General features: G+C 62.8%; 10 protein-coding genes. 6 read left to right on the forward strand and 4 right to left on the reverse strand.

Annotated features, from left to right (window positions below; translation table 11 throughout):
• Positions 1-59: 59 nt before the first annotated feature.
• The 6 genes from ACZ5G6_RS04515 (at position 60) to ACZ5G6_RS04540 (ending at position 8,165) form a co-directional block, all read left to right on the forward strand.
• Complete coding sequence (locus ACZ5G6_RS04515) at positions 60-1,718, forward strand: ABC transporter permease subunit (RefSeq protein ID WP_498689685.1); 1,659 nt, start codon at positions 60-62, stop codon at positions 1,716-1,718.
• A complete protein-coding gene (locus tag ACZ5G6_RS04520; protein WP_498689687.1) occupies positions 1,718-2,647 on the forward strand; it encodes a sugar ABC transporter permease in 930 nt (309 codons plus the stop codon). Before ACZ5G6_RS04515 ends, ACZ5G6_RS04520 begins: the two co-directional genes overlap by 1 nt.
• 2 nt (positions 2,648-2,649) lie before the next feature.
• Complete coding sequence (locus ACZ5G6_RS04525) at positions 2,650-4,605, forward strand: glycoside hydrolase family 13 protein (protein ID WP_498689689.1); 1,956 nt, start codon at positions 2,650-2,652, stop codon at positions 4,603-4,605.
• Between the two features lie 92 nt (positions 4,606-4,697).
• Positions 4,698-6,158 (forward strand): FAD-binding oxidoreductase, encoded by a 1,461-nt coding sequence (locus tag ACZ5G6_RS04530; RefSeq protein WP_223937479.1) that lies wholly within the window; start codon positions 4,698-4,700, stop codon positions 6,156-6,158.
• Positions 6,159-6,289: 131 nt separating this feature from the next.
• Positions 6,290-7,615, forward strand: coding sequence for an MFS transporter (locus ACZ5G6_RS04535; RefSeq protein WP_498689692.1), 1,326 nt, complete (start codon positions 6,290-6,292; stop codon positions 7,613-7,615).
• Positions 7,616-7,676: 61 nt separating this feature from the next.
• Entirely contained in the window at positions 7,677-8,165 is a 489-nt protein-coding gene (locus tag ACZ5G6_RS04540; RefSeq protein WP_223935941.1) for a pyridoxamine 5'-phosphate oxidase family protein, read from the forward strand.
• An 82-nt stretch (positions 8,166-8,247) separates the two neighbouring features.
• Here the strand turns inward: ACZ5G6_RS04540 and ACZ5G6_RS04545 are convergent, their stop codons facing one another.
• From ACZ5G6_RS04545 to ACZ5G6_RS04560, 4 genes are read right to left on the reverse strand one after another with little or no spacing between them, the layout of a single operon-like run.
• Positions 8,248-9,477: an amidohydrolase family protein gene (locus tag ACZ5G6_RS04545; protein ID WP_498689695.1), complete on the reverse strand. Its 1,230-nt coding sequence runs from the start codon at positions 9,475-9,477 to the stop codon at positions 8,248-8,250.
• 37 nt (positions 9,478-9,514) lie between these two features.
• A complete protein-coding gene (locus ACZ5G6_RS04550; protein WP_498689697.1) occupies positions 9,515-10,537 on the reverse strand; it encodes an ABC transporter ATP-binding protein in 1,023 nt (340 codons plus the stop codon).
• 8 nt (positions 10,538-10,545) lie between these two features.
• Complete coding sequence (locus ACZ5G6_RS04555; RefSeq protein ID WP_223935944.1) at positions 10,546-11,601, reverse strand: ABC transporter ATP-binding protein; 1,056 nt, start codon at positions 11,599-11,601, stop codon at positions 10,546-10,548.
• The gene (locus tag ACZ5G6_RS04560; protein ID WP_498689703.1) at positions 11,598-12,599 is read right to left on the reverse strand and encodes an ABC transporter permease; all 1,002 of its coding nucleotides are present in this window, start codon (positions 12,597-12,599) and stop codon (positions 11,598-11,600) included. The genes ACZ5G6_RS04555 and ACZ5G6_RS04560 overlap by 4 nt, the downstream gene beginning before the upstream one ends.
• Between the last annotated feature and the right edge of the window lie 56 nt (positions 12,600-12,655).

Consider the following 12,655-nt stretch of genomic DNA (forward strand, 5'->3'; position numbering starts at 1 on the left):
ACGGTACTCACGCCGTCCGGCCCGTGCCAGTCGCAACCTGCTTATTCCAAGGATCCAAAATGCCAAAGCCAGATGTCCACGAACTGCAAGCCAGCACAACCAGTACGACGCCGGCGCAGCCGCCTCGCGCTGCTGCCCACCAGAACGCTTTCCACCGGAATCTACGGAACAGCCGCCGGGGCCCCGATTCCATCAAGGGCACCGTTCTCAAGATCGTCCTGCTGGGTCTGGTGGATGCCCTTGCCGTGTACGTGCTGATGATGCTGTTCCTGAGCCAATCATGGGCCGCGCTGGCTGTGTCCTCCCTGGTGGTCCTGGCCATTAACTGGATCTATTTGCGCAAGGGCGGCCTTCCGGCGAAGTATCTGGCTCCGGGTGTGCTGTTCCTGCTGGTGTTTCAGGTCCTGGTTGTGTTTTTCAGCGGCTACATCGCCTTCACCAATTACGGCGACGGGCACAACAGCACCAAGGAGGACGCAATCGCGGCCATCCAGCTGACGGCACAGAAGCGCGTCCCGGATTCACCCGCATACAAGGCAGCCGTGCTGACCAAGGGCGATACGTTCTACCTGTTGTTTACTGACCCGTCCGGCAAAGCCCAGATTGGCAGCACGGGGGAGCCACTCACCGAGGTCTCTGGTGCTGGAAAGGATTCCGCAGGCAAGGCCAACTCCTTGCCTGGCTACGAAACACTGAAGTTCCAGGAGATCGTGGCCAACCAGCAGGAAATCCTGAAGATTACCGTTCCCGTTTCAGAGGACCCCGCTGATGGGACCCTGCGCACCGCGGATGGCAGCACTGCCTACCAGTTCAAGCCAGCGCTGAGCTACGACGCCGCCACCGATACCTTCAATGACAGCGAGACCGGCAAGGCCTACCGCGACAATGGCAAGGGCGCCTTCGCGGACGCCAACGGAGAGACGTTGGCCACCGGCTGGAAGATCGACGTCGGCATGGATAACTTCGCCCGGGCCTTCACCGATCCGAGCCTCCGGGGTCCCCTGCTGGGCGTGATCGTTTGGACGTTCACCTTCTCCGTAGCGTCCGTTGCCCTGACTTTCGCCGTGGGGCTTTTCCTCGCCATCACCTTCAACCGCGAGGACCTCCGCGGCAAAAAGGTTTACCGGATCCTGATGATTTTGCCCTACGCCTTCCCGGCATTCCTGTCTGGATTGGTGTGGTCCGGCATCCTCAACCCCGAGTTCGGCTGGCTCAACCAGACCCTGCTGGGCGGGGCGAACATTGGCTGGCTCACGGACCCTGTCCTGGCCAAGATCAGCGTGCTGGTGGTCAATGTGTGGCTCGGATTCCCCTACATGTTCCTCGTTTGCACCGGGGCACTCCAATCCTTGCCAACAGAAATTGATGAGGCTGCCCGCATGGACGGAGCGTCCCCATGGCGAGTGTTCCGCTCCATCAAACTGCCGCTGCTGCTGGTCTCCGTGGCGCCACTGCTGATCTCCTCCTTTGCGTTCAACTTCAACAACTTCAATGTCATCTACATGTTGACCGGTGGCGGGCCGCGCTTTGCAGACACCGACCGCGATATCGGAGCCACAGACATCCTGATCACGCTGGTCTACAAGGTGGCGTTCGGCCAAGGCACAGGGCGCGACTACGGACTGGCCAGCGCGCTCGCCATCATCATCTTCATCATCGTGGCCACGATTTCGGCCATCAGCTTCAAGCAGACCAAAGCACTCGAGGACGTGAACTAATGAGCATACGCACACTGCCTGCAGCGGAAAAAGCGCTCGACGACGCCACCTCACCGCTCGCGCCAACGCGGCGTCCGTTCGGGGTTTGGTTCAAGGACAAGGGATGGCGGCACGTTGTGGGCGTAGTCACCACGGTCTTCGCTGTATTTCCGCTGCTCTATGTTTTGTCGGCAGCATTGGACTCCAACGGCACCTTGGTAGGCTCCAACGGTCTGTTCTCCAGGTTCGATACCGGCAACTTCACGGCGCTCTTCAGCGATCCGAGCCGTCCCTTCGGCCGCTGGTTCCTCAATACCTTGGTGGTGGGGCTGGTGACGTCCGCCGCCACAGTCTTCCTGGGGGCGATGGCCGCCTACGCGTTCTCCCGCATGCGCTTCAAGGGCCGACGGGTAGGACTGTTGACCCTTCTCCTGCTGCAGATGTTCCCGCAACTGCTGGCCGTCGTCGCGATCTTCCTCCTGCTCAGCGGAATCTCGCAGGTCATCCCGGCCCTGGGACTTGGCAGCCAGCTGGGGCTCATCATGGTGTACCTCGGCGGCGCGCTGGGCGTGAACACGTACCTTATGTACGGCTTCTTCAACACGGTCCCGCAGTCGCTGGACGAAGCGGCAAAGATCGATGGCGCCAGCCACGTCCAGATCTTCTTCGGCATCATCCTGCGGCTGGTCACTCCCATTCTGGCGGTTGTTGGGCTGCTGGCATTCATCGGTATCTCAAGTGAATTCGTGATCGCGAGCGTTGTCCTGACCGATCCCGATACTCAGACACTCGCCGTCGGGCTCTATTCCTACGTGGCACAGCAGCGTTCCGAGAATTGGGGCGTCTTCGCAGCCGGCGCTGTTATCGCCGCTATCCCGGTCATGGCGCTGTTCCTCTTCCTGCAGAAGTACATCGTCAGCGGCCTTACGGCTGGCTCAGTGAAAGGATGACCATGTCACTTGCCGTTCCACATCACGACGGATCCGCTCTTCATGTTTCGGGTCATGCTCCCGGACGGATTTCATTGGGCGATGTTGTTCGGCTCCGTCTGCGGGTTCCGCAGGGGTGGGGTCCGGCGTCGAGGGTTTGGGTCCGCTCCATCCAAGACGGTGAGCCCCGTTACGACGCCGCGATCAGGCTCGGCAGCATCGATGGCTGGGACTGGTGGGAAGCGGCGATGCTCGTGGCCAATCCTGTGGCCAAATACCGCTTCCTGCTCGAAATCGAAGCAAACAGCCGTGTCGGAAGCAGGCCCGGTGCTCCCATCAGCAGCGCAAGTGGGCGGCATTACTGGAACCTCAACGCCCAAGGGCTTTTCAACAGGGACGTGGCCGATTCAGCGGACTTCCGCCTCACCACATTTGCCCCGGCGCCGCAGTGGCTGCATCAGGCCACCATGTACCAGGTGTTTCCGGACCGCTTCGCCCGCTCTGCCCAAGCCGATGAGCACCCCCTCCCGGACTGGGCTGTGGGCAGCGCGTGGGACGAGCCAGTGGTGGCTACCGGACGGGAAACGCCCATCCAGTTCTACGGTGGCGACCTGCCGGGAATCACGGAGAAGCTGGACCATCTCCAGGAACTGGGCATCGATGTTCTCTACCTGACACCATTCTTTCCGGCCCGTTCCAACCACCGCTACGATGCCTCCACCTTCGACTCCGTGGACCCCCTCCTTGGCGGGAACCAAGCGCTGGTGGAGCTGGTGGACGCGGCGCATTCCCGGGGCATTCGTGTCATGGGTGACCTCACCGCCAATCACACTGGGGACGCGCACGACTGGTTCGTGAAGGCGCTCGCCGATCCCGGCTCAGAGGAAGCAGGCTACTACTACTTCAGCGAGGACCATTCGACGTACGAGTCGTGGTGGGGTGTGCCGTCGCTGCCGAAACTTAACTGGTCTTCGGACGCCCTTCGGCGGCGTTTCGTGACGGACAACGATTCGGTGGTTGCCCGCTGGCTCCAGCCGCCCTTCAACCTGGATGGGTGGAGGATAGACGTCGGCAATATGACCGGACGCCTTGGCTCCGTGGACCTGAATCACGAGGTTGCGCGGCTCATCGCGGAGCGGGTCCGCGAGATCAACCCGAATGCCGCCTTGTTGGCCGAGTCCACCTCCGACGCCGCGCCGGATTTCACGGGTGAGCACTGGCACGGTGCCATGACGTACTCCAACCTCACCCGGCCCCTGTGGTCCTGGCTTGCGGGGGATGTACCGCACGTAAACTTCTTCGGATCGCCCCAAGCGGGACCCAACAAGATCGAGGCCGAAGACTTCCTGGCCACGCATCAGGACCTCTCGGCGGGATTTAGATGGGGTGTGCGAAATAACAACATGAATGCGCTCAATACGCATGACACCGCACGCGCAGCAACGGTAATGATCGACGGCGGCCAGAAAGTAGGCGCTGTGCTCACCTTCACCCTCCCCGGCATCCCTGTCTTGTTCGCGGGCGACGAGTTCGGCCTTGAAGGTTTCAATGGCGAGGACTCCAGGACGCCCATGCCATGGGGCTGGCAGGAGGGAAAATCCGGCCGCCACCCCGTCAAGGATCTGCGTCCCTTCTACTCTGGCCTGGGGCGGCTCAGGAGTGAGCTGCCCGCATTAAGCGAAGGCGGCGTGCGCTGGATCCACGCTGAAGGTGACGCTCTGGTCTTCGTGCGGGAGACGGCCGATTCCGCAGTGCTGGTCATTGCAGCCCGCGACTCAGCTCAGGTCCTCGTGGACAACGCATTGCTTTCCACGGTGCAACTCGAATCGCTCTCCGAAGCGCCCGTGCACGCCTCTGGGAACATCTCGATGAGTCGGGGGATTAACGGCACTGTGCTGCTGCGCGCCGACGGAATTTCAACTGGCCTGTGGGTCCTGCCCGGAACCAATGTTCCCACTGTGGTGGGCGGGGCTGACTAGACTGGGGGCACTGAAAACGCTGCGAAGACTGCCGATTTGGCGTGTCCGCGGCGCTCATGTGTGAAGGGACCACCTTGTCGGACGAAACGGCTATGGCCGGAACAACAGAGGAAAGCATCAAGGGCCGCGCAGTCGGCCACCCGGAAGCCGGCCCGCAATCGGATACGGGCTACACCGAGCAGCAACGCGCGTTCCTGCAGGACCTGGCCGCCGGTCTTCGGCACGACCAGGTCGCGCAGGATGAAGCCACCCGCACGGTCTATTCCGCAGACCAGGGGCCATTGCTGGAACGGCACTTGCCACTCGCTGTCGTGTGGGCCGAATCCGTGGGGGACGTCCAAAACATCGTTCGGAGTTGCGCTGCCCACCAGGTGCCGATCGTCGCCCGTGGTGCCGGAACGGGTGTTTCGGGAGGCGCGCACGCCACCCAAGGCTGCATCGTACTCAGCCTGGAACGCATGAACCGCATCCTGGACCTCAACCCCGACGACGAGACCGCCGTCGTCGAACCCGGCGTCATCAACGCCGAACTGAACGCCGCAGCCGCCGAGCACGGCCTCATGTATGCGCCGGATCCGGCGAGCTACAAGATGTCCACCATCGGCGGCAACGTAGCCACGAACGCCGGGGGACTGCGCTGTGCAAAGTACGGGGTGACACGGGATTCTGTGCTGGCCTTGGACGTTGTCCTCGCCGACGGTTCACTGCTGCACACCGGGCACCAGACCTTCAAGGGAGTGGCTGGCTATGACCTGACGGCGCTCCTGGTGGGCTCCGAGGGGACACTCGGAATCGTGGTTGGCGTGACGGTCCGTCTGAAGTACCTTCCGCGCGAAGTGCAGACCATCGCAGCGTTCTACCCCGATTTCCGCAGTGCCGCTGCTGGAGTGCTGGCGGTCGGCAAAGCCCGTGTCCAACCCGCCATCATGGAGCTCCTGGACAACGGAACACTCGTACAGCTTGATGAGATGAACGGCTCGGACCTCCAAACGCGCGGCAAGTCTTTGCTGTTGATCCAGACGGACGGTTATGGAGCTGCGGCGGAGGCCGACGTAGTCCGCCGGGTGCTCGCCGAGGGCGGTGCCACGGTCACCATGGAAGCCAGCGAAGAGGCGGAGATGCTGGTGGAACTGCGGCGAAACAGCAGAGGCGTGGAAGTCGATGACGAATTTCGCGTAGGCGAGGACATTGCCGTTCCGCGCTCCCGTCTGGTGGACTTCGTCGCCGAACTTGAGTCCATGGCTGCCCGGTTCCAGGTCCTGCTCAAGGTAGTGGCCCACGCCGGGGACGGGAACCTCCACCCCACGTTTTGGATGGACCGCGTAGACCCTGCCACAGACGCCGACGCCTTGGTACGCCTCAACGCGGCCTTGGACGAATCGATCCGTGTTGGCCTGGAGATGGGTGGAACGATTACCGGCGAGCACGGAGTGGGCCAGTACAAGCTCCGATGGCTTGGCCTTGAGCAACCTGAGCCAGTGCGTGAACTGCAGCGGCGGATCAAGGAGTTGTTCGATCCGGCGGGGATCCTGAACCCCGGGAAGGCTATCTAGCTCATTTGGTATTCCAGCTTGCGTGGCATCTTTGGTGATGCTTGTTGAAACCCTAAAGCTGTAAGGATTTACTTTCCGTCATTCTCCTCATACTCTTACTTGGTATACCAAAAGATTATGAGGAGAATGACGTGCGCGAGAAACGGCTGGGCGGAGCGGGCCCAGGTCCCAGGCTGAAGGCGGGCTTGATACTGCTCGCACTGGTGATGGTGTCCATCAACCTCCGGCCCGCTATCACCACCATCGCCGGCGTCATGAATCAACTCCACGGTGCGTTCAGCCTGGACTCCGGACTCCTCCCGCTTCTGGGTACCTTGCCCGTACTCGCTTTCGGCATTTCCGGGCCGATCGGACCGTGGCTGGCGCGGCGGCTTGGAATCGGGCGTGCCGTGGCACTGGCCTTGTTGGTGCTGGCCGCAGCCCTCATCCTTAGGGTTGCGGTTCCTGCGCTCCTGCTCCCGGGCACTTTCCTGGCCGGAATGGCGATTATGACGGCCAGTGTCCTGGTTCCCCAGATCGTCAAAGCCAACCATGGCACCGGCTGGTGGACGGGGCTCTGCACCATGGGGTTCGGACTCGGAGCAGCGCTCGGAGCCGGTCTGGTGCAGCCGCTCGAGCAGGCCTTCGGAGGCAGCCTCGCCTGGGCGTTGGCGGTTTGGGCCGTTCCAGCGCTGTTGGGAGCATGCCTCATCCAAGGCTCCGGAGAAAGCCCGACGTCGGCAGCCACCACCGTGGGCAAAGGCACCCCGGCAGCGGGCGAGGCTGCAGCGCTGACGTGCGACGCGCCGTCGTCGGCTGTTCCCGTTGACGTAGTGCCCAGGAAGCCGCTGCGGAAGCAGCGCACAGCATGGGCCGTGACGGCGTTCTTTGGACTCCAGGCCATGCTCTACTTCGCCATCACGTCGTGGCTGGCCGTCTACCTCGTGTCCAAGGGGCTCTCATCTGCGGACGCTGCTGCGTTGCTGGCATGGTTCAGCCTTGCAGGACTACCCGCCAGCTTGCTGGCGCCGGTGCTTGCCAGCCGTCCGGCCGTCCTGCGGATCATGGCCCCAGGGCTCGGATTATCGGTGGCGCTCGCACTCCTGGGGGTCCTCATGGCGCCCGCTGGCATGCAGTTCCTCATGGTGGGGATGCTTGGGGTTGTCCAGAGTGCCGGGTTCGGATTGGCTATGGCGTTGGTGGTGCTCCGCTCCGCCGGGCCGCAGACGGCGGGCCGGCTCTCCGCCATGAGCCAAGGACTCGGTTTCGCGCTTGCCTCGCTCGGCCCGCTGGTCGCGGGGTTGCTGCACACGTGGACCGGTGGCTGGGAAGTAACGTTCTGGGCGCTCGCGGCTGAGGCTGTGGTGCTGGCTGCTGCAGGCTTCCTGGCGATCCGTGGCCCCGTAGTCGACGTTGAGCCGGTAAGCCGAAATTCATCCTCCAACGGACTGTTCACCCTCGTAGGCGGGGGTGAATAGTCCGTTGGACGGTGTTCGATGACACTGTCGGCGGGCTATTCCCCGGCGTATCCTCGGCGGTATGACGAACTCACCAGCTGAAACGAATCAGCCAAACACGCCGGCTACGGAAATCCTGGAGACAAACGAATGCTGGGAGCTCCTTCGCGGAGTCTCCGTGGGTCGGCTAGCGGTGTGGGTGGACAACCACCCGGACATCTTCCCCGTGAACTACAAAGTGGACCATGGAACGATGGTTTTCCGCACGGGCGAGGGAACCAAGCTTCATGCTGCCCTGGGTGACGCGCCTGTGGCCATCGAAGCCGACGGCGTCAACGCGGAAACGGGAGTTGCCTGGAGCGTAGTGGTCAAGGGGCAGGCATCCGCCGTGAAACTGACGCAGGACGTGCTGGATACCATCGGCCTGCTGCTGTTTCCATGGGAGGCAGGGCAAAAGGACCAGTTCATCCGAATTGTCCCGTCGAACGTTTCCGGCCGTCGGTTCAAGGTGACGCCGCCGGTGACGTGGTGGACCCCACTGGATGAGGCGCCCACCGCCAGGGGCGAGTAGCGCTTAACGCCGAAACCCGCTCTTGTCCGTCACTCAGTCCACTGTGTGGTCATGAGTGCGAACAAGAGCGGGTTTCGTAGTCCTAGACCAGTTCCAGCTGGTCTGCCACCACTTTGCCGGCGTGGATCACCGTACGGTCCTTGCCGCGGTCCATGACCGTGGACGCCACTGTTTCGCCGTCCACCAAGAGCAACTCGGCTGGATCTCCGACGTCGACGCCGGGCCGGTGGGCCGTGTCCTTCAGCCGCGTAGCGCTCGGGTCAAGGATGCTCGCGCCGCCGATCGTGGCAATGGCCAGGCAGTGCTCGATTAGCTCGTCCTTGCGGAAGCCATGGGTGAAGGCAAGCTGCCACGTCCGGTCCAGCATGTCCGTGTTGCCGTAGGGGGACCAGTAGTCGCGCTGTCCGTCCTCGCCCAGGCCGAGCCGCACGCCGGCTTCGGTGAGGAGCGGAATAGGCAACTGACCGGCGGCAGCAGGCGCAACCGAGGCCATGGAAACATCCAGCTCGGCAAAGGCGTCGATGAGCCTGCGGGTGGTTGCCTCGTTCACGCTGCCCAATTGATATGCGTGGGAGATGGTGACCTTGCCCTGCATGCCCAGTGCCCGGGTGCGTTCCAGCACGAGGTCGGTGCTGAAGACGCCCAATTCGCCGGGCTCGTGCAAGTGGATATCGATGGGAACCTGGTACTTCTCGGCCAGGCCGAACACGATGTCCAGGTGCTTCGCCGGATCCCGGTCCAACATGCAGGGATCGATGCCGCCCATGACATTGGCGCCGGCTTTCAATGCTTCTTCCATGAGCTCTACCGTGCCGTCCTCGAGCAACAATCCAGCCTGCGGGAAGGCGATGATGTCCACGGAAGCCTGGCCGGCGAACTTTTCCTTGGCGGCGGCAACGGCGTCGAAACGCTCCAGGCGGCAGTCCACGTCAACCTGCGCATAGGAACGAACACGCGTAGTTCCCCGCGCGATCATCCGGCCCAGGGTCTCGTTGACGCGGTCCTGCAGCGGGACCTCGGCATTACGCCAATTCTGCCGATCGTTCATCATCATGGTCCACACCCCGGGACCACCGGTGTGCTCCCGGAACGGCAGGCCGATCCGGGTGGAATCCAAATGCACGTGGACATCGGAGAATGACGGAAGCAGGAGGCGTCCGCGTCCTTCCACCACAGTGGTGCCCGCGGGAACGGTTCCCGCGGGGTCGTGGGGCTCGACGGCGATGATCTTGGCGCCCGCTTCACCGGCGCTAACGGTGACGTCGCTGAGCGTCTTTCCCCAAGGGCGGACGGCGCGGATCAGGGTGTTCAATGTTTTGCTCCTTTGCTAGTGAATCTATTGCCTACGTCTATTGCACGCCAGCCAGGACTGCCGCGGCCATACCTGTGTGGTGGCAGGCAGGCGCGGCGGCCATGGCCGGTGTTGGAATCTCGTTGATGCACCGTTGGCGTTGTTCCTCGGGAAGCGTGCCGATCAACGGGCAGCGGGTCCGGAAGACACAGCCGCTGGGCGGATTGGCCGGCGACGGAAGGTCTCCGCGGAGACGGATCTTCACTTGCTCGCGGGCGGCCCGTGGGTCCGGGAGGGGCACCGCCGAGAGCAGGGCCTTCGTGTAGGGGTGCAGCGGGTTCTGGAAGAGCTCATCGCGAGGCCCCTGTTCCACGATCTTGCCCAGGTACATCACTGCAACTTCGTGGGAAATGTGCCGGACCACGGAGAGGTCGTGGGCGATGAAGATGTAGGAAACGCCGGTGTCGCGTTGGATTTGCTGCAGGAGGTTTACGACCTGCGCCTGCACGGAAACGTCCAGCGCGGAGACGGGCTCGTCGCACACGATCACGGAAGGGCTCAGCGAGATGGCCCGGGCGATGCCCACGCGCTGCCGCTGCCCACCCGAGAATTCATGCGGGAAACGGTTGTAGTGCTCCGGCTTGAGTCCCACCTGGTCCAAGAGTTCCTTCACCCGGTTCTTGAGTCCGCCTTGCGGATTGATCTTCTGCGCCACCATGGGAGCCGCGATTGCGGTACCCACGGTTTGGCGGGGGTTCAGGGAAGCGAAGGGGTCCTGGAAGATCATCTGGACTTTGCGCCGGAAGTTATACAGATCCCGTCCACGCAGCTCGCTGATGTCGACGCCATCGACCACTATCCGCCCGCCCGTGGGGTCCATGAGCCGCGCCACCATGCGTCCGGTGGTTGACTTACCGCAGCCCGACTCACCCACGAGCCCCAAAGTCTGGCCTCGAGCGAGACTGAAGGAGACGCCGTCGACCGCTTTGACCGATCGCTTAGCGGCACCCGGAAGGAGGCCGCCCTTGAGCGGGAAGTGCTTCTGGAGGTTCTCCACCTGGAGAATTGGCTGATGTTCCATGGCGGGTCCTAACGCGAATTCCGGATGGTGATGATCTGCGGGCCGCTCAAATGGCAGCGCTTGCCGTGCCCGTCTTCAACCTTCAGTTCGGGCCGCTGCTTTGCGCACAGGCCGTCGGCGACGAGTTCGGCGTACTGGCACCGGGCGCTGAAGATGCAGCCCTTGGGCAGGTCAAGGAGCGACGGCGGCTGGCCGGGTATGGGGTTCAGCTGGCTCGCAGCGCTGTTCAGTGTGGGCATCGAGTTCAGCAGGCCCAAAGTGTATGGGTGCTGGGTGTCGTAGAAGATCTCGTCAACGGGACCGGATTCGACGCACTGCCCGCCGTACATGACCAGAACGTCGTTGCAGACCTCGGCCACCACGCCAAGATCGTGCGTGATGAGGATGAGCGCCGAGTTGGTTTCCTCCTGGAGCTCGGACATGAGGTCCAGGATCTGCGCCTGAACAGTGACATCCAGCGCTGTGGTGGGTTCATCGGCGATCAACAGCTCGGGCTCGCAGATCAGCGCCATGGCGATCATGGCACGCTGGCGCATGCCACCGGAGAAATGGTGGGGGTACTCGTCGAAGCGCTGCTCGGGACTGGGGATACCCACCCTTCCCAGCATGTCGACGGCGGCAGTCCGGGCCTGCTTCTTGCTCGCCTTGTTGTGGACCAGGTACGCCTCGGCGATCTGGTGGCCCACGGTGTAGAAGGGGTGTAGGGCGGAGAGAGGATCCTGGAAGATCATGCCGATGTTGCGGCCACGGAGTTGCCGCATGGCTGACTCGGGGAGGGCCACCAGATCCCTGCCTTGGAACATGGCTTGCCCGGTGACCAGCGCGGAAGTGCCCTTGAGGAGGCCCATGAGGGCCTGGCTGGTCACGGACTTCCCTGAGCCGGATTCGCCTACGATGCCCAGGGTCTGTCCGCGCTCGAGCGTGAAGTCCATGCCGTTGACCGCAGAAACCAGGCCGTCGTCAGTAGGGAATTTCACGGTGAGGTCGCGGACCTCCAAGAAGGGTGCGGTGGCCGTGGCGCCCGTGGGGCGGGCAGGCGATGACGTCAGTGGCGTGTATGTCATTGGAGCCTCACTCGGGGATCGATGGCGGCGTATGCGAGGTCCACCAGAACATTGGCGACGATGACGAAGAAGGCGGCCAGCATGGTAATGGCCATGGTGACCGGAAGATCGCCCGAGATGGCCGCATGCACGGCAGTGAATCCCAGGCCCGGGACGGAGAAGATCTGTTCGGTGAGGACAGCCCCGCCCAGCAACAGCCCGATGTCCATGCCCAGCATGGTGACCACGGGTGTAATTCCCGCCCGGACTCCGTGTTTGAAGGTGACGGTCCGGGGTGCCAGGCCCTTTGCCCGTGCAGTGCGGATGAAGTCCTCGCCGAACGTTTCGATCATGTTGGTGCGGGTGACGCGGATGTAGGAAGCACTGAACAGGACTGCCAGAGCGATCCAAGGAAGGATGTAGTTCGCAACCCAGGCCCCTGGACCCTGCGGACCAAATGGACTGTTGATCTCGTTTGTCGTGAACGGCAGCAAATGCAGTTGGTTGACGAACAGCAGCAGCAGGAACAAGCCGGTGACGGGGATGGGCAGGGAGACGCCTACGGAGGCGGCGCCGACGATGAATTTGTCAACGGGCGAACCCTTGCGCAGGGCGGCTAGAAGGCCCAGCCCGACGCCGGTGATGGTCCACAGGATCAGGGCCCCAATGGCCATGGAAAAGGTGTAGGGAAGTGAGCGGGCAATGATGCCAGCCACGTTCTCGTTGGTCTGGAAGGACTTGCCCAGGCAAGGCCATTCGCAAAGGGTCTGTGCTCCGGGCGCACCAATCATGCGGGGCGAGAAAAGGCCGCGCATGTAGTCGATGTACTGGATAAAGAAAGGCTGGTCCATACCGAGGGCAACGCGGGCTTCAGCCACGCGCTCCGGCGTGCATTCCTGTCCGCAGGCGGCCGCGGCAGGATCTGAGGGACCAAGTTGGAACAGTGTGAACGTGATGAAACTGACGGCGGCAAGCAGCATGACCAACGATCCGGTCCTGCGAAGAATGAAAGTCATCATTGTGGTGGTTGCGGGCCGCCCGCCGGGGCAGGCGGCCCGCTTCTCCTTCTGGACGA

It is taken from the genome of Arthrobacter sp. TmtSoilC51, from assembly GCF_055388015.1.